Source organism: Methanothermobacter sp. DP (assembly GCF_026692625.1).
Lineage (GTDB): Archaea > Methanobacteriota > Methanobacteria > Methanobacteriales > Methanothermobacteraceae > Methanothermobacter > Methanothermobacter marburgensis.
In genome coordinates, this window is sequence record NZ_CP113501.1 from 667,644 (window position 1) to 686,181 (window position 18,538).

The following is an 18,538-nucleotide window of genomic DNA, read 5'->3' on the forward strand; positions in this document are numbered from 1 at the left end:
GAGTATCACCACCAGGATATCAGTTATCTGGATTCACCCGAGAGCAGGTCAACAACATCATCTCTCCTGAGGTCATCGGTTATCATCATCCAGATTCACCCCCATGACGGCCTCTGCTTCCTCAATGATCCGCCTCTCATATTCTTCCTTCTTCTCACCGGGGGCAATCTCATTTTCAAGTTTCCTGAGGAGTTCAAGCGCCAGTGAGTCGCCCGTCTTCATGAGACTTTTGTTTCTGATGTCAAGTCCGGCGAGTTTCTCCCTGAAGATCCTCCTCTCAAGTGCGGGGATGTCACTCTCAGCGACCCTCACCTTCTGTATCTCACGGGTGCTGAGGCCGTGCCTGTTGATCTGGACAACACGGGCCCCCCTGGATTCAAGTTCCCTCCTTATCCATGCCGAATCTATGTCCGAGGTCCTCCCTGAGCTGAGCTCACCCCGGATCTTGAACATCACAACCTTTCCCTTGACATCGTGTTCCCCAATTTCCCTGCCTATGAGGAGGGATGCGTCCTGGGAGTTCTTACCTGTCACATCACATTCCATGTATTCAAATTCAGCTGGCCTTATTGTCCTGAACTGGGGAGTTTTTGCCTTTTCCCTGAATTCAACAAGGTAGTACCCCCTCTCCTCTCCCCTGGCGTTCTCCTCAAGGTCCCCTGCATATGAGCCGAAGAGTGCCCCGGGGTATACTATGGGGCCGTAGCCCTCCTCCAGGTAGCAGCCCTTCCTGTGGACGTGACCCCCTGCATAGTACTCAAGGCCACGGGGGAAGAGGTTGAGGTCAATGGAATCCATCTCTGCAAAATCAACGGGTTTGAACTGGGTTATGGCGCTGTGGAACAGAAATATCCTGAAGCCGTCCTCGGCCTCAAGGGCCTCCCTGTCAAGGTTCCTGAAGTAGTCAACCTCCAGTGCCCTTGACCTCCCTGATAAACCCGTGATCTTTGCCCCGGTCTTCTCATCCACCGTGAACTCCAGCCCCAGCTTCTTCCCGGGGATGGGGCGCACAACCTTCTCTATGACCCCCGCAGTTTCCAGGATGTCTATCATGGAGGTGTTTGATGGGCTGTAGTCGTGGCTCCCATAGTTGACGTAGATTGGGACCCCCTCATCCCTGACCCTCCTGAGTTCCATTGTGGCCCTCTTGACGGTCTCCATGTTTGGGATGTTGGAGTGGAAGAGGTCCCCTGCTATTATCATGAAGTCGACGTCATTCTCCAGTGCATCATCCAGTGCCATCCTGAAGGCCTGGAATTCCAGTTCCCGGAGTTCAGGCTGTTTCTGGGCCCCCAGGTGGCAGTCTGACAGGTGCGCGAATCTGTACATCAGTTTCACCTCATCCTATGAATTCAATGTCATCCTCATCATCCTCATGATCCGTGGATTCAGTGAACTCCTCAAAGAGTGGTATCTTCACGGGTACAGCGAACTTTGTGAATATGCTGCTCACTATGGCCTCACCCTTATCAAGGCTTGCTATTGCCCTGTTATCATCCGAGAGGTCCTGGGATGCGCTTCCTATTATCTCAGCCCTCTCCTGGGCCATCTCATTCCCCAGGATTATCTTGGTGTTCATGTTTGCAAGGACCGTCCTGGGGATGAGGCTTACGAGCTGGGTTATGGCGACCAGGCCTATGTTGAATTTACGGCCCTCCCTTGCAATGGTGCTGTAGATGTTGTTTCCCTGCCTCTCAATGACCTCCTTTCCAAGGACACGGGGGGCCTCCTCTATCACTATCCCTATGATGGGTTTTCTCCTGAGCTCCCCTGTGGACTTGTACTTCTGGTACCTCCTGAAGATCTCACCGGATATCACGCTCCCAACGAGGAGTTCCGCCTCGCCCATGAGCCGGGATGTGTCCACCACAACTATCTTTCCATCCTCGAGGTGTCCTGCTATGTCCTTTATGGTTGATTCGCCACCCACATCCCTGAATACGCCTCCACGGGACTTTATCTCGCCTGTGTCCTCATCCAGGTAGACTCCAAGGATAACATCGAACACCCTTCTAAGTACACTGAGTGTCACAGATTTGACATCGGAAAGCTTCTCCCCTTCAACAATTTTGATGATCCATCTCTCTTTGTAGCAGTTGTGGTACTTTGCAATTGCCTGCTCCTGGGCCTGTGTGAAAGGTATTATACCCTCAAAGTGCTCCGGTCTCAGGGCCCTCAGGTTTATTGCGAGGGTGTTCCCGCCGACCGGTGCATCCGGGGAGTAGTAGACCACGTTACCTGATGGGTGCTTTCCGAGTCCTGCCTCGTTCCTGCCATAGTACTCGTCGTGGGGGTCCAGCACCAGCATGCCCACACGGTCCATATCCGCCAGGCTCCAGAGCATGACCTTCACCAGGTTACTCTTACCCCTACCCGTGGTTGCAGGTATGAGGATGTGGTGGGTTATGGCGTCCAGGGCGTCGATGTAGACCGGTGTCTCAAGGACCTTTGAGCCGCTCCTCACATTCCCCAGGAATACCGGGTTGCGGGGCTTTTCAAGAAAGGCCAGGTCCCCATCCCTTATCCTCCGGACCTCCCTGAAGAACCCCGGGAGGCGTTTGGGTAGCATTGGCTCCCCATCCCTCACATGGAGTATGGGGCGGGCCTCTGCGATGATGTAGTTCCGCAGTTCCGGTTCAAGGAACTCCACGTCCCCCCTGTAACCCTCAAGGTTGAAGCCTGATGCAAGCTCCCTCATCCCCTGGGGTATCTGGGACCTGTATTTGAGGTCCTTGACCTGGAGTATCGTGTAGCCTTCTCCCTCAGCAACAAGGAGGTCTCCCAGTTCCACCGGTTCATCCGATTTCTGCCTTATGAGTACCGCGGCTGTTTCGCCGCCTATTATCTGTCCTGCGATTTCCATCAATCCTCACCTGCATACCTGTTAAGTGTATCGTGGTAATCGAGACTTTCTGTCTCATATTTTATGCCCCTAAGTACTTCGCCATCTCTGATCTGTGACAGGACCCTTCTCCTGTAGATTTCAACCTCATCCCCTGAGACACGGGCCCTCATGTCCACGTCCACCAGCCCGTAGGGGTAGCCAGGGAAGCATGCGTCCCTAGCGTTCAGTGAGAGGGTGGATGCCACGTCCAGTGCCTCATCCCCATCATACTCCCCCAGTATGTCCATGCGGAATATCCTCCCTGCAGGGTTCAGTTTAACCGCCGTGAGGGTGGTGGGCCTGTCTGTCCGGATGGCTATGGGGTGGTAGCACCATGTCCCCTTCACGCCACCCTCTGATGCAAGCCTTCCGATGGCTGAGAGGAGTGAAATTGAAGTGGTGGTGTAGAGGGTGCAGGTCTTTGAGAGCCCCGTCACATGGATCTCACCTGCCCTATCCCCGAGCTTGTTGATGTAGCTGTTTTCCTTCTCGAATGACGCCTGCAGTGAGCCGTCCCTAACCAGAATATCCCCTGCATCGAGTTCATCAAGGGCAGCCAGGGCCATGCTCCACTCTGCAAACCGCCTGGGAAGGCCCTTGAGGGTTGACTCATCAACGGTATCCGTGTCTTCAAGTTCAAGGTGCATGTCATCCTCATCCGGGAGGAATTCCAGGTACTCCTCCCTGATGGGGTGTAGCTGGAATCTGCACATCTCCTCCTCCGGGTTCATGGTCATGACAGAGAAGAATTCAATCCTCGATGGCATCTCTGGCTGGACCCTCTGACCTCCCCTGAAGAGGCCCAGGGCAACCCTGTTGAGCTGGACCGATATCCCTGGTCCTTCCAGTATGGGGCTGTTTCCGCCGTCTATGAAGGCAATGAGCCTTTCATCTCCCCCCTCGATGGGTGTGAAGTTAGCGGTGCTGAATTCATGCGCCCTGTATTTCGCTGACCTGAAGTAGGGTCTTCCAATCCCCGACCTCACTCTATTCTCAAGGGTCTGTGCAATCCTATCAAAAATGTCCAATAAAAAATCCCCCATGTAAATGTTTACTATTGAATAAAAAATAAATATTATAAATAGTTTGTGGTTTTTAATTGAATGGTTCCGTCATCTGAGCGGTCCGGGGATATACCGGGCCTTACCTACTCCTCCGGTTCAACTATGACTGCTGTGCCGTAGGCCAGGATCTCCTGCATTATGTCAGATATGGAGTCTGAGTCGAACCGGACACTTATAACCGCATTGGCCCCGAGTTCACGGGCATGGTCAAGCATCCTCTCAAGGGCCTCCTGCCTTGAGTGCTCCATCATGGTGACGTACTCCTTGATCTCACCACCAACAATGGACCTTAAACCGGCTCCTATCTGACCCCCGAGTCCCCTGCTCCTCACTGTCAGCCCATAAACAAATCCAAGTGTCTCAACAGCCCTGTATCCCGGGACGTAGTTGCTTGTAACGTATACCACGTCACCATGCTTTTCAACTGCAGGTGCTTCTCTTCGCTCCTCAAGCCTTGTGCCGCACTCGTCACAGAAGTTTGAGTCAGCCCCATACTCCTTACCGCAGTTTGGACAGAATTTCTCTGCTGATGGCTCTTTAGTGGAAGCTGAAACGCTACCACCTCTCCTCTCAGCCAGTCTCCTCTTCATCTCTTCACTTGTAACCATAATAACACCACAATTATTTTTATTGCAGATGTATAATAAGGTTACCATGAAATCCGCCATCCATGATTCAGGGGCCGGTGGGATCAGGGAGACGCTCAGGGCACGTATCCCCCCATCGATTCTACCATACATCCCCCTCGTCATCATAGCGTTGCTTTTAATCATCAAACCATACTATCTCTTCCCCACGCATGGTGATCTGGACTTCCACCTCGTTAGGGCAAGGGAGATAATGATTAAACCGCTCCACGGTCTTCTATGGGACTACCTGGTCTACCATCCCATGGGGAGGCCCCTGGGTCATCCTCCCCTACTTCATCTTATATTGGCGGGTCTCTGGACCCTGGGTGGTGTGAGGTTTGCCCACTCCTTCATGTGCATACTGCAGATACTCCTCACCATGTTTACAGCATCATGGGTGTCCTCCAGGTGGTATGGCTGGAGGGCCGGGCTTGTCGCAGGGGCCCTGGTACTCGCATCCCCGCGCCCTGACACCCTCTCTGTTATAATGCCAGCAGCCTATATACCTGTCCTTGTGGTCCTCACAGTTTACCTCTTGTCAGAGGATCGGCTCTCTGCAGCGGTTACAGGGACCCTTGCACTCTGGACCCACTTCATAGCACTCATAACGGTCATCCCGGTGGTACTGGCAGATGGTGTGAGGAGAAACCTCAGGGTGCTTCTCCTGCTCCTGCCATCCTTCATTTTATGGTGGGCATACTTCCTCACAGCGCGGGGGGCCCCCTCTGAGTCCATGAGTGGTGGTTACTTCAGCATCGGCTGGTTTGTGTTCCTGGTGCTCCTCTACTTCGGGGTGCCGGGTCTGTATCTTGTGAGGAATCGGAGGGAGTTCAGGCCCCTGGTGGCCTACATTCTCATAGTACTCCTTGCTGAGGTCCTCTTTGATGATTTATCGAGGGGACTGCAGTACGTGGCACTCCCCCTGGCGGTTGTGGGGGGATACACCGGCTCAAGGTTACTTGAGAACCCCTCATGGGCTGTGAGGCTGGTTACCGGGATTCTCATAGTCTCATCTGCAGTGGTCTTCACTGAGCAGCTCCTGCTCACAGATATAGACTGGTCAGATATTGATATACCCTTTGAAAACCGCTACTACCCCCTCAAGGAGTACCTGGATACACATACGGGTCCCCATGATGTGGTGTGGGCCTCGAATTCAGTTGCAGATAAGGTTGCCTGGATGACAGGTAGGAGGGTCTCCAATGGACGCTACGGTCCCCCACCAGGCTTCAGGGAGACCCCTCAGGAGGTGAATATCTATGAGGAGAATGGAAGGTTTGTTGTGAGGGACCTGAAAAACAGGACCGTGGCCGTTATAAATCCACTCTAAATCCATGATAAATGGGATAGGACCCTGAATACTAATAGATAAACTCTAAATCCATGATAGGGAGGGATCGGTGGATTTTCCATGTCCACCGGGATATCTACTTTCGTATAATCTTCAACTCGATTCCGAGCTGTTCAAAGGTTTCAAGGATCCTATCATACTTCTCCTCTTTCATCTCCCCATCACTGGCCACCATCCTTATCTCTGCCACCGCATCCAGGTTACTGAAGTCCTCGCTGAGGGTCCTCTTGATCTTGATGATATCGAACATGTTGTCGAGGGGGGCTCTGAACTCCAGTTCAATTCCCTTAATCGGTCCATCTCCATTTTCTTCCATGGGGTGCAGTTTCTCATCCGGTGTGAACTCTGGCACTTCCCTGCCATCGACCCTGAACTTACCTGCCCTCACACCCTCCGCTATTGTCTCTCTGAGTTTCTCCTCAACCCTTTCAGGTTCACATCCCTTCTCCTTATACTTCTCTGTATACTCCTCCAGTATTTCACGTGTTGCCCGTTCCTCCCGGGCCAGTTTTTCAAGTTCACTGACATCCACTTCTATGGTATCAGGGGGGCACTTCTCGCAGAGCTCTGGATTCACTATTATCTCAGGTGACTTCAGGGATACAGTGCAGTCCTCATTGAGATGTGTGCAGTGGGGTTCGCCGTCAAGGACGCCGAGGCCAAACAGTCCCCTTCTCACACCCAGCCTTATTGCGTCCCCGAGTACCTCAGGGGAGGTTATCCTCATGGCACCTGGTGTGGTGTAGAGGCTCTTCAGTATCCTCTCGGTCTCAATGTAGTCACCCTCAAGGTACCTCCTCTCAATTATAACTGGCTCCATGGATTCGAGGAGCTTGTCCTCCTCCATGAGCTTGCTCTTTATCTCATAGTCCACCTTGATGTCTGCACCGTAGCTTGCCATTCCCAGGTCCAGTCTCTCGAGTCCTGCCCGTGATGGTACAAGGACTATCCTGTAGAGGTTCCTTATCTTCTCCCTGTCCTCGGCTGAGAGTGCCTTTATCCTCTCCCTGACCTCCCTCTTCTGTTCATCTGTGAGGGATAGCTGCCTGTCTGACTCCACTGCCATCCATGCGAGTCTCGTCTTTATATGGTCAACAAGCTGGTGCCTGTGGGCATCGTCCTCCACCAGGAATATCATGGTATTCCTGTAGACCCTTGGATTTCCACCCTTGGCCTCCAGGAAGCTGCTGCATTCTGTGGAGTCCACGGGTATCACGAGTTTGAGTTTCATGTCATCCGGGACGTCGGATGTTGATGAAGGCCAGATGTAGACGCTGAATATCTTCTTCCCTGTTATCTCACCCAGGAGTCTCCTCTCCTCCTCAGTGACATCCTCGTCCTTTATGTTCTCCTTCTTCCTGAGGACTATGGAGTTGAGGTTGGCCTCCCCTGAGAAGTAGTAGAGGTCCACCTGCCTGTGTATGTAGAAGAGCCTCTCGATCATGCTGTTGAGGGCCTCGTCTATGATGGACATCGGTATCTCCGGTTCAAGGCAGGCCATCTTTATGTCCCTTATGGTTGCCCCGTTCCTTGTTCCGCCACCTGAGAACGAGTATAGGAAGATTGATGTGGCTATCCTTGTGCCTATCCTGTAGGGCTCGTAGCCCTTGAGTTTATGGTCGATGATCCTTGCGCCGGCATCAGGGGATGTTATATCTGAGGCTATGATACTCTCAAAGTTGCTGCCTGTGAACCTGAGGAACTCCCTTTTGAGGTTACCTGAATCGAGTGGGAAATCGGATAACCTTATGACAGGTATGTTCAATGATCTGAGCTGGTTCACCACCATTGCCAGGAGTCTGAGCACCCCCCTTGTCCTCTGGAACTCGGGGAATGAACCCCAGCGCTCATAGAGGACGTCTATGACCTCAGGCTGGAATGGGTAGCTCTTCCTGAATACCTCACGGTACTCTGCTGCATCAATGCCCTCAGGGAGTATCCCCTCAGATTCTGCCTTTTCAATGAAGGTTTCTATCACCTCAGCTGCCGCTGACTCATCTATCCTCCTAAAAAGCCTCGTCCTTATGACAGAGTAGATCTCATCATCCTCCACCGGTGTGAAGATCTTCTCGGTCCTCCCCAGGATCTTTGTGAGCTGATGAAACATCCTCTCTGCTGATTCATCGTAGTGTTCAAGGGAACTTGATGGGAGTGTTACCACCAGTGCAACCCTTTCAAGGGCTGATGCCGCCTGGCTGAGCTCCTGCATGAATGCCAGTAACTGGGCGGCCAGTGTGGACTCGCCCACGGTGACCCCGCTGGCCTTCACGGTGTACTCCAGGAGCTCATCGATGAGTATGAGGACAGGCTGGTTCTCATCCAGAAGCCTCTTTATCTTATCCATACCAGGGGAGGTCATCCCTGAGAGTTCCCTCACCTCTCCACGTAGCTGTCTCTCCATTTCAGCCCAGAGTGTGGTTTCACTTGCGTCCAGGGCGTCGCCTGCCAGTACAACCGTCCTGGCCCCCATCTCCGCTGCCCTGTGGTAGAGGGATATGAGGGTGTGGGTTTTACCCCCACCGAAGGGTGTCTGGAGCTGTATCACCGGGTCGCCGCCTCTGCCCTCGAGTCTGTCACCAACGATATCCATTATGTTCCTGAGTCCACGGGTCATGTAGGTTTTCCTGAAGAAGACCTCAGGGTCCCTGTACTCTGCTGGAGCATCCCCCATGTGGACGCTCCAGAGGTTGGCTGCGAACACGTCGAGGGGAAGTTTTTCCCTCATTATATCCTCATGGGGTTCAGCAATTCTCACAAATGGTTTCATCTCAACCTCCTCCTTAATTTGATTTATACCTGGTTTTTCTTCTTTGAGGGTTTTTATTGTGTTTTAATAGTCCCTGAGTGTTTTCTGTCTGGTTTTTTCTTTGAGATTTTTTATCATGGTGTCCCTGTTCACTATCAATCCCTCGAGCCACTGTTTTTCTTTGCAGTCTGGTAGGAATTCTATTATGGCCTGGGCGACGCGGTAGAATCTTTCATCGGTACCGTAGCCGGTATCAAGGAGCAGTTCCTGGAGTTCCTCCCTCCTGCCCTCACTCCATAATCTGGCTGCCAGGTGGAGTGCGTCTATGAGTTCTGTGGTGTCATGGTCGTCACCCCGTTTATCGGGGCCCAGGACGGTAACCTTACCCCTCTGTATCCTTATGAAGCCTGCCCTGGTGTTCTGGAGGTCTATACCAAGGCTGCCGGCGAGTTTCCTCGCCTCATCGAATTCCACTGTGGAGTTTCCGAAGTTCCACCGGTAGAATAGGTAGAACCTTGTGAGGGCTGAGAGGCCCTCTGCGAACCCATTATCCAGGATCCTCCTTATGGCGAAGTCAGCTGCAACCGCACGTATATCATCCAGTAACCTGGACCCCCGTATCACCTCACCATTGTACTTGAGGATCTCACTGTACTTGCCTATAACCTCCAGGCCGGCCCCTATAGCTGCTATGAAAAAGTCCGGGCCACTTATACCCTCACCCCACAGGTAATCCAGCTTCTCACCCAGAACCTCCTTCAGCTCACCCAGAACCTCCTCATAATAACCTGTGCTCTTCTCAAAATCAGGCTTACGAGCCACGATGTAAATTGAAGAGGCAAGAGCCGCGGATCCCTGGGCACGCATCCGGGCCTTCATCTCGGTGAATATGGGCCATGAAGCCGTCACCATCAGACCAGAATCCAGGAGGGAGTTTATAACGGTCTCCCAGCCATGTGTGGTTTTATGGGCATAGACGATATTGGCTATGCCGCCAGGTTTGAGGACGCGGTGTATCTCCCTGAAGGAGTTCCTGAGCATGGACTCGAACTCCTCCCGGGCCTCATCCATACTCTTATTATTGGTGTAGGCAACCATCTCACCCCTCTTAGGGGTGAGGGGTGTCATGAAGAGGTCAGGGTAAAGATCACCCAGCGCCCTCTTCAACCATACATAGAAGAAATCTGAAAGATACGAATAGGGGACATTATCATAATATGGGGGATCAGTGAAAACCGCGTCGAAATAATTATCATCAAAGGGAAGAGAAACCGCAGAACCCTGAACAACATTAGAAATGGGGTTGGAACTTCTTGAAAAAAATCTTGAAATTTTTTCTAATGTATTTATAGTATATGAAAACTGTTTTACCCAGCCTTGAACGCCTTTTATAACATTAGTTTCGGCATAATCCCAAACCATTGGCAAAGCTTGTCTGCCAAATGTGTGTTCTTGTTTTTCAGCTATGTTATTCCATATAGAGAGAGAACCATTTCTATCAGCCATCCTGTCCAGTCCTAATCCAAGGTAGCTCACCACTGCCTTTGCGTAGTCTTCCGGGTATCCTTCTTGCAGCATTTCCTGGTGGGCCTGGCGGATTTTCTCGGTGAAGGTGATGAGGGCAAGTTTCTGCCGGGCATTGAAAAGATCACCCCAGGTGTCAAGGCCATAATTTCTAACAGAAAATGCTCTTTCAGCCCCACTACCCTTCCCCAGGGGTGTTGGCTCATCAGGGACCGGGTCTATTCCCCAATCCTCCATGAGTTCACTTCTTTTATTTTCCAGGTATTCCCGGGCTTCCAGGTAGGCCTGCAGGTCCTTTTCAGTTGCGAGGCGGTAGGTTTTACCCCTCCGCTTGGGATGCGTGAGTGCCACGGCGATGAGCCTCTCACCCGCCTTACCCTCCTGGAAGAGGCGCCTGGTATCAGAGGCTGGTATGGTTGAACCGCAGACCGGACATTCTACGATGGCCCTTGAAATGGTCCCCTTAGAAAGGTCAAAGTCAGGGTCCTCCACGATCTCAAATTCAACCCCACCACCGGATACCACAGGTTTAAGGGCTATGCTCCTGTTCTTCTTCCTGGCAAGCCAGAACCCTGGCTTTAAAGGTATCTCTGCCTCACAGTCAGGATTCTGGCATGGTAGTGTCCTGGCCCAGATATAGGCCGCGGGGATTGAACCATCATCATCCTCCGGGTAGAAACGTGAAAGCTCCTCACTGGCCTCCCTGAGGACCCATTCCCCCCACCTCTTAACATCCCTCAGAAGCCGGGGTTCAGCATCAGCCCAGGACTCATCAACCCCATACCTCTGGGGGTACTCAAGGATGCACTTCTGTATCAGGACAGCCACCGGGTTAAGGTCCATACTGTAGGTCTCACACCCCAAACGGAGGGCCTCAAGGGGTATGCTGCCACCACCACCAAAGGGGTCCAGTACACGGGGTGGGCGGCCATGATAATCCCTTATATCCCTACGGGCCCTCTCAATCATCCCCTGATTCAAGCTGTTCTCCCATTCACTCAACTCCTCAATGAACCCCTTAACCCGGACCTCCTCCAGGTCATCCTTCGCTGAGGGGATCAGACTGGCGTAGATGGTGGCCCGACTGCTACCCAAGGGCTTTCTTGACCACCAGATATGAAGGGTGGAAATATGACCATGCCTTATATTCTTCTCACGGGCAGAATTCTCCCCAACCTTTGAAACAGGGAAGGTCCTCTCGATAAATCTCTCATCCATGATTATTCCTCCGTTCTCCTTATCTGTTCACCGGGTACGATGTACCTCACTTCCTCTCTCCTCACCGGTTCAAGTTTACCGTATGGGTCCTGGATGGTGATGAGTTCAGGGTCCTCAGTGGCATTGTAGACCACGTAGAGCCAGTAGTTCTCCCTGAACCTCCTGGCCTTGAGCCACTCGTTCTGTGTAAGCTCAATATTATCCCTTCCGCTTCTCGCCTTGACCTCAATGTACCTCACCTCTGACTCTGATGTTGACCTCACATCGAATCCAAGGTTCTCACCTGATACGTCCTCGGGTATCCTTCCATTGCTCCTCTCATATTCCATGGTAACCTTCATTCCTATCATCTCTATGTCCTCCCTGCCAGGGATCTCCGGGGCATCGACGTGTATCATTCCAAGGAGTTCGGGGGGTGATGCTGTGAGGGTCTCCTCCATCTCCATCTCCCTTTCGAGTTCCCTCTTTCTGTGCCTGTAATCCTCGAGTCTTTCCTCCTCGTTTCTTATGGCCAGGGCCATGTCCTCCCCCTCCTCCAGGCGCCTGTAGTATTCGATGAGTTTTGCCTGGGAGGTGTCTATGAGGTACTGTATGGACCTCAGGCCGTACTTCCTCTTTATACCTGTTTTCTTCTTTCTCTCGGCCCTCAGTTTATCCATGTACCTCATCACGGCCCTGGTTGCGGCTGCAGTGGCCCGATCCTCGCTTACATCATCCTCCACCGGGTGGCTGTCTGGTACCAGGTCCCAGAGGATCATTGGGCTCACCTCCACAACCTCCTCTCCGGTGTCGTGGAGGGCGAAGACCCTTTCACCTGCGGTTTCGTTCCTTCCATCTGTGACCCTTCCCCGGTAGAACCATATTGTCCCCCGGTACCTTCCGGATGGGTCCCTGAAGGTTGAGCCCTGGAGGAGCGCGTCTCCAAACCTCTTACCGGTGTACCTTATGGTGGCCTCCAGGAGGGGGTGGCCGAAGGATATGAACTCGTGTTCATCTGTCCCGGGGTTGAAGGTGAGGTTCCTGTATTCTCTCCTCAGTGTCCCGTACCTCCTCCTGAGTTCATCGTTCCAGGTGCGGAAAAGTTCCCGGGGTGTTCTGAGGGTGTAGAGGCCCTTCCTTTCGGTGTACTTCCAGCCCATCCTTCTGAATACCGTTCTGAAGAATTCCTCGACGTACTCGGGTGCGAGTTTCCGCTCCTTTATTATGCGCTGTATGTCCTTCATGCGGGTGTAGTCGACCTCAACTGCAAGCTGCTCATCCATTATCCTCTCAAGGATATCCTCGGATGGTTTGAGGAGTTCATCTATCTCTTCGTCCCTCAGTTCACCCCTGAGGGTCTTCTCTATTATGCCTGAAATGTCGCGTTCGGTGTATATCTCGCCGATTACATCGTAGACCTTATCTGATCCTATGTCCTGGCGGATGCTGTCAAGTTTCTCAAGTAGCCTCCTCATCACGAGGCCCTCGCGGGTGTTCCCCGCTACCAGGTTGTATATGTGGACGTCCCTCCTCTGCTTGTAGCGGTGTATCCTCCCCATCCTCTGCTCAAGGCGGTTGGGGTTCCAGGGGATGTCATAGTTGACCATTAGGTGGCAGAACTGGAGGTTTATACCCTCACCTGCGGCCTCGGTTGCAACCATGACCTGGCAGTTCCTCCGGAAGTCATCCTCGGCGGCTATGCGCTCATCCATGCTCATATCACCGTGGATGGTGCACGCGCTGTACCCCCAGGATTCTATCCTCTCAAGGAGGTAGTCGACGGTGTCCTTTGATTCGCTGAAGATGAGTATCTTCTCATCGCCTATCTCCTCCAGGATCCTCTGAAGCTCCCCGAGCTTGGTCTCGGTCCCTGATTCCAGAAGCCTCTCTGCATCCTCTATAAGTCCCTCCAGGGTCCTCACTTCTGCTTTGAGTTCAGGTAGGGAGTCAGCCAGTGTGCTTCCCTCGAGGATTCTTTCGATTTCCCAGATCTTCCTTTCCTCCAGGTCGCTGTAGTCGCCGGGGACCTCTATCCGGGACACGGATTCAAGGTCCTCCATTAGCTGGAGGCACCTTTCCCTCTTCCTCCTGAGGGACATCATAACAGCGTATATGCTTGATGCCATCCTCCTCTGGAGGAGCATCATTGCAAATGCATGGGCCCTCCTGTCGGTTGAGATGGCCCGGTTGTACTGTTCTGTTATGTAGCGTGAGATCTTATTGTAGAGTTCCATCTCCCTGTCGCTGAGGTTGAAGCTGTGGGTGTGGGTGTACCTCCTGGGGAATATGGGTTTCCCATTGAAGTCCCTGAGTTCCTCCTTCATCCTCCTTATGAAGAGGGGGTTGTCCCTGTTTCTCCTTGCCTCCTGTATGAGTTCAGGGTTTGCGAAAAATCCCGGTCTGAGGAGGTCAAGGAGAAGCCTGAAGGCATCGGGGTCCCCGCTGTGTGGGGTTGCCGTCAGAAGCAGCATGTGGTCTGATGTCCTGGAGAGTATCTGCCCGAGCCTGTACCTCCTTGTTGCATCTGTCCTGTTCTCTGATCTGACCCTCGCACTCATCTTGTGGGCCTCGTCAACCACCACAAGGTCCCACCTTGTTGATGATAGTGATGCCATCACGTCATCCTGCTTTGCAAAGTCAATGGAGGTTATGTAGCTGTTCTCAACCATCCAGGGGTTTTCGCCCTGCCTTGACCTAAGGTATGATCGGTCCACGACAGTGAAGTGCTCCTGGAATTTTTCCCTCATTTCGCGCTGCCACTGGGCCTTGAGGTGGCCCGGTGTTACTATGAGGACCCTGCTGGCGGCGCCCCTGAGTTTCAGTTCCTTTATGATCATCCCGGCCATTATGGTTTTACCTGCTCCGGGGTCGTCGGCTATCATGAACCTCATCTGGGGCATCCTGAGGGCGTAACTGTACACCGCCTCAAGCTGGAAGGGGAGGGGGTCTATGCGGGAGGTGTTCATTGCAAGGTAGCCGTCAAAGAGTGAGGCGTTTCTGAGGCGGTATGCCTCTATTACCATGAAGAATTCGTGGGGGTCGGCCCTGAAGTCCGCTGTTCTCACGGATTCAACCCTTTCAAGGTCATCCATGGTCAGTATGGTGGCTACAGGGGACCCGGTACTGGTTGTAACCCCGTAGACTATTATGTTTTCTCCCTCATCCTCTGCCTTCAGAACCCTGACCGGTTCCGGCCAGAAGGGGCCCCTTATTACAGATCCCTCCTCTATCAGACTACCACCCCTGTAAATGTAATATCTTAATACCTTAAGCTCAAGGTTAGAGTGTCCAATTTTTTCATTTATTCCCTGCATCTATAAATGTTTCCATCCGGTTTTTGGGAACAAGATATTAAGGTGGAACCACTCTAATTTAAATCCATGAAATCCCAGCTGCAGAGGGAGCTGACCCTCTTTGACACGGTTAACCTTGTAATCGGGACCATAGTGGGGGCCGACATCTACATCGTGGCTGCCTATGGTGCAGGTAGCCTTGGCCCGGCCTCCATACTGGCCTGGTTCCTGGCCGGCCTCATGGCTGTGGTTATTGCACTTGCATTCTCTGAGGCCTCCAGGATCCTCCCTGTGACCGGGGGACCCTACGCCTATACATGTGAGACCCTTGGACGTTTCGCGGGTTTCATAACCGGATGGTCCCTCTGGGTTTCCTCGTGGATAGCCATAGCGGTGTTCCCCATAGCCTTTGTCTATTACCTTGAATACTTCATCCCCCTGAATGTCATGTGGGAGGCCCTCGTCAAGGTCCTCTTCATAGCCTCACTCACCCTCATAAACATTGCCGGTGTTGGGAGGGCCGGTAAGGTGAACGATATCCTGACGGTCCTCAAGGTGGCGCCAGTGCTCCTCTTTGCAATCCTGGGGGCGGTGTACCTCGCCCTCAACCCATCAACCCTTGCAGCTAATTACACCCCCCTGGCACCCATGGGCCTCGGGGCCCTTGGCGGTGTCACCGTCCTGGTGTTCTGGGCCTACGTTGGATTTGAACTTGTAACGGTCCCTGCAGATGAGGTTAAGAATCCTGAGAGGAACATACCCCTGGCCATAACCCTCGGGATGGTCTTTGTGATGCTATTCTATCTCCTCACCAATGCTGTTATCCTTGGGCTTGTGCCATGGAGGGTCCTTGCGGCCTCAAACGCGCCCCTCACGGTTGCCGGTTACAGCCTCATGGGTGGATTTGGGGCCCTGATACTAACTGCAGGTGCCGTGTTCTCGATTGCGGGTTCAGAGGAGGCAGGGATGCTCTCAACCGCCAGGCTGCTCTTTGCCATGTCCAGGGATGGTTTCCTTCCCCGTGCCCTCTCCAGGGTGCACGGGAGGTTCGGCACACCCCACGTCAGTATCCTGGTCCAGAACCTCACGGCCCTTGCAGCCGCACTCACCGGTACGGCGGCCGGGCTCATTGAACTATCTGTTTTAACACTTCTACTCCCCTACGCGGCAACCTGCGTTTCACTGGGGATACTTCAAAGGAGAGATGGCGCTAGGGTTCCTGTGAAGAGTGTCCTGGGTGTCCTTATCTGTATTTACCTCCTCCTGAATACAACACCGGGGACCATCATCGCCGGTTTACTCCTGATCATGGGGGGTGTGCCATTATACCTCATATTCAGATGGAAGAACTCAAAGAATAAGGGATGGGGGAAATAAATAAAAGTAGAATTTTTTCCATTGGGGTCTCTCAATGCTGAAAACCCTTAACATCCCTGTAAACTCCCTCAGTGGCTTTCTAGGTGTCACCGTTTTCATGATATTCACGCTGCTTTCAGTTTCAATGTACCCAGAGCCCTACAATCCACTGTACCACTGGCTCAGCAATCTGGTAAAAGTCAATCTACTTCAAGCATGTTTTCTCAGGAAACAGAGACATTCTAGCCGTTTTAAATCCCTCAGTGCCCATCAAGGGCTTGAATTGGCATCTCTACTCCTCTCACCGGGTGGGTGCTTCTGATATCATAAAGCATGCTGGGTCTGGATTCTTATGATTCCACGAAAAACCGGTGAGGCATCTCTAACCCTCCCCCCTGTGGACAGTCTTGGCCCAGCGCCTCTCGCGCCTCCTTAGCATGTGAACTGCTGCGGCCACAAATAGTGGGATGAGGTATAGACAGTAGGCCCAGTACTCAATGGATAACAGTATGGTGCGGGGTATGCTGTAGCCGTCCATCCTTATACCGCTCATTGTGAGGGGGAAGAACGCCACTGTTGATATGAGGCCTATTATAAACGGGGCCTCCATCCTGAATCCAAATCCAGCAAGGTTGAGGATGAATACAATGTACCCCAGCATGACGAATCCTATGAAGATCATGGAGAAGAGGTAGAATATGGCGTCAAGCTTCCTGTGGAGTGCTATGGGGGCATCGATCATCGGGGCAAGGTAGACGAAGAGGGTCTCCAGGTTGCCTGTGAGCCAGCGGGTCCTCTGCCTGAAGAAGGCCGGCCACTCACTCACGGCCTCCTGGAAGACCTCCGCCTCCGGGGAATACCTGACATGGTAGCCCCTGAGCATCAGCTTGACGCTGAGGTTCAGGTCCTCTGTAACCGCGTAACCATCCCAGCCACCTATCTCCTCAACAACCCTCCTCTTAACCAGCTGGCCGTTACCCCCAAGGAAGGCCGGGACATCCATGTTCATCCTTGACCTCATTATCACGTTGCCGAATATGGCGAACTCAAGGTCCTGCATCCTGGTGAGGAGGTTCTCATCTGCATTGTACATCCTCACCCGGGACTGGGCGCCGGCCACATCATCACCGTCAAGGTAGGGGACTATATTCCTGAGGAAGTCCGGTTCAACCCTGGCATCGGCGTCAAAGACCGCTATGATGTCACCATCGGCCAGTGCCACCCCATCGTTGAGGGCGTAACCCTTACCGTTGAAGGCGAAGGGGGCCCTCCTTGTTACAACCTTCAGGTGCCTGTACCTCTTCACCAGTTCCTCAAGGATCTCACCGGTACGGTCAGTTGACCCGTCGTTCACCACTATGATCTCGTAGTTCCTCCTCCCGTTGACATGGTAGTCCAGGGATGAGAGGGTCTCAACGCACCTCTCAATGGTGTTCTCCTCGTTGTTGGCGGGGACTATGATGCTCACCATGGGCATTGAATCTGAAACAGGTTTTTTGGGTTTCCTGTAGCTGAATGAGAGATGCAGGAGACTGTAGACCACCGGTATGAATAGGGTGTACATGAGCCAGGTCATGCTCCGTGTTATGAAGCCGTAGGCTGCAAGTCCGAGTATCACCGATGATACAAAGAAGACTCCGGTCTTCTCTATCTTCATCTCCTCTGCCTTGGTGACTATGACCTCGTGCATCCTCCTTGAGTAGTCCTCCATGTCCCTGATGGTCTGTAGTACCACCTCGATCTCGGCCCTCAGCTGCTCGGTGCTGAAGGGCTTGAGGAGGTAACCGTAGGGTTCCGTCTCCAGTATCCGGGATAGGGTCGAGTCATCTGAGTAGGCTGTCAGGTATATTACGGGGATCCCGTGTTCACCCTGTATCACCTCAGCGGCCTCTATACCATCCATCTCACCACGGAGGTAGACGTCCATGATGACAACATCGGGCTGGAGTTCCGCGGCCGCTGATACGGCGCCCTCACCTGTATCCTCAACCCCCACAACCCTGAACCCTGCATCCTCCAGTTTATGGGAAAGGTCGGCTGCGACGATCGCCTCATCCTCAACCACAAGGACAGCGGGGACTGCCCCTGTCTTCCTCTCCTTCGGAACCTTCAGAAGGTCCCTTATATCCGCACGGTACCTTTTGAGGGCTGTTTCAACTGTCACCCTGAGTGTCCGGTCATCGTAGGGTTTGAGGAGGTAACCGTAGGCTCCGGCCCTCCTGGCCCTCCCTATGGTCTCAGGGTCAGAGTAGGCTGTGAGGAACACCACCGGGACCCTGAGTTCCTTCACCCTCCTAGCCACATCCACACCATCCATCTCACCCCTCAGGACTATGTCCATGAGCACAAGGTCCGGCCTCTTCTCTGCTATCAGCTTAAGGGCCTCTTTACCTGTGGCTGCAACCCCAACGACCCTGTAGCCCATATCCTCCAGTCTCATCTGGAGGTCCGATGCTATGAGTGCCTCGTCCTCCACTATCAGAATTGACGTCAT

At 52.9% G+C, this 18,538-nt stretch carries 10 protein-coding genes and 1 pseudogene; 2 read left to right on the forward strand and 9 right to left on the reverse strand.

From position 1 onward, the window contains the following. Nucleotides 1–72: 72 nt before the first annotated feature. The 5 genes and pseudogenes from OXN82_RS03575 to OXN82_RS03595 all read right to left on the reverse strand — a co-directional run. Entirely contained in the window at nt 73–1,329 is a 1,257-nt protein-coding gene (locus OXN82_RS03575; RefSeq protein ID WP_321211976.1) for an exonuclease SbcCD subunit D, read from the reverse strand. Between the two features lie 10 nt (nt 1,330–1,339). Beyond that, on the reverse strand, nt 1,340–2,863 hold the full coding sequence (locus tag OXN82_RS03580; protein WP_321211977.1) for an ATP-binding protein: 1,524 nt from the start codon (nt 2,861–2,863) through the stop codon (nt 1,340–1,342). Further along, nucleotides 2,863–3,912 (reverse strand): DNA double-strand break repair nuclease NurA, encoded by a 1,050-nt coding sequence (locus tag OXN82_RS03585; RefSeq protein WP_321211978.1) that lies wholly within the window; start codon nt 3,910–3,912, stop codon nt 2,863–2,865. The genes OXN82_RS03580 and OXN82_RS03585 overlap by 1 nt, the downstream gene beginning before the upstream one ends. A gap of 119 nt (nt 3,913–4,031) precedes the next feature. Continuing rightward, nucleotides 4,032–4,355: a heavy metal-binding domain-containing protein gene (locus OXN82_RS03590; RefSeq protein WP_237780020.1), complete on the reverse strand. Its 324-nt coding sequence runs from the start codon at nt 4,353–4,355 to the stop codon at nt 4,032–4,034. A gap of 72 nt (nt 4,356–4,427) precedes the next feature. After that, nucleotides 4,428–4,703 (reverse strand): annotated as a pseudogene (locus OXN82_RS03595) (hypothetical protein); the annotation flags it as partial. On the opposite strand from OXN82_RS03595, the gene OXN82_RS03600 reads away from it, so the two are divergent. Beyond that, nucleotides 4,585–5,907, forward strand: coding sequence for a hypothetical protein (locus OXN82_RS03600; protein WP_321211979.1), 1,323 nt, complete (start codon nt 4,585–4,587; stop codon nt 5,905–5,907). The pseudogene OXN82_RS03595 and the gene OXN82_RS03600 sit on opposite strands and share 119 nt — an antisense overlap. Before the next feature lie 97 nt (nt 5,908–6,004). Here the strand turns inward: OXN82_RS03600 and OXN82_RS03605 are convergent, their stop codons facing one another. The 3 genes from OXN82_RS03605 to OXN82_RS03615 all read right to left on the reverse strand — a co-directional run bounded on the left by OXN82_RS03605 (nt 6,005) and on the right by OXN82_RS03615 (nt 14,709). Next, nucleotides 6,005–8,695 (reverse strand): ATP-binding protein, encoded by a 2,691-nt coding sequence (locus OXN82_RS03605; protein WP_321211980.1) that lies wholly within the window; start codon nt 8,693–8,695, stop codon nt 6,005–6,007. A gap of 63 nt (nt 8,696–8,758) precedes the next feature. Further along, nucleotides 8,759–11,416 carry a DUF1156 domain-containing protein gene (locus tag OXN82_RS03610; protein WP_321211981.1) on the reverse strand — a complete coding sequence of 886 codons (2,658 nt, stop codon included), beginning with the start codon at nt 11,414–11,416 and terminating at the stop codon, nt 8,759–8,761. A gap of 2 nt (nt 11,417–11,418) precedes the next feature. Then, on the reverse strand, nt 11,419–14,709 hold the full coding sequence (locus OXN82_RS03615; RefSeq protein ID WP_321211982.1) for a helicase-related protein: 3,291 nt from the start codon (nt 14,707–14,709) through the stop codon (nt 11,419–11,421). 66 nt (nt 14,710–14,775) lie between these two features. On the opposite strand from OXN82_RS03615, the gene OXN82_RS03620 reads away from it, so the two are divergent. After that, nucleotides 14,776–16,065 carry an amino acid permease gene (locus tag OXN82_RS03620; RefSeq protein WP_321211983.1) on the forward strand — a complete coding sequence of 430 codons (1,290 nt, stop codon included), beginning with the start codon at nt 14,776–14,778 and terminating at the stop codon, nt 16,063–16,065. A gap of 361 nt (nt 16,066–16,426) precedes the next feature. Here the strand turns inward: OXN82_RS03620 and OXN82_RS03625 are convergent, their stop codons facing one another. Further along, entirely contained in the window at nt 16,427–18,538 is a 2,112-nt protein-coding gene (locus OXN82_RS03625; protein ID WP_321211984.1) for a response regulator, read from the reverse strand.

Coding starts and splice junctions, on each gene's coding strand:
- OXN82_RS03575 (WP_321211976.1), bottom strand. CDS start 1,329: ATGTACAGATTCGCGCACCTGTCAGACTGCCACCTGGGGGCCCAGAAA.
- OXN82_RS03580 (WP_321211977.1), bottom strand. CDS start 2,863: ATGGAAATCGCAGGACAGATAATAGGCGGCGAAACAGCCGCGGTACTC.
- OXN82_RS03600 (WP_321211979.1), top strand. CDS start 4,585: ATGTATAATAAGGTTACCATGAAATCCGCCATCCATGATTCAGGGGCC.
- OXN82_RS03605 (WP_321211980.1), bottom strand. CDS start 8,695: ATGAAACCATTTGTGAGAATTGCTGAACCCCATGAGGATATAATGAGG.
- OXN82_RS03610 (WP_321211981.1), bottom strand. CDS start 11,416: ATGGATGAGAGATTTATCGAGAGGACCTTCCCTGTTTCAAAGGTTGGG.
- OXN82_RS03615 (WP_321211982.1), bottom strand. CDS start 14,709: ATGCAGGGAATAAATGAAAAAATTGGACACTCTAACCTTGAGCTTAAG.
- OXN82_RS03620 (WP_321211983.1), top strand. CDS start 14,776: ATGAAATCCCAGCTGCAGAGGGAGCTGACCCTCTTTGACACGGTTAAC.
- OXN82_RS03625 (WP_321211984.1), bottom strand. CDS start 18,538: ATGACGTCAATTCTGATAGTGGAGGACGAGGCACTCATAGCATCGGAC.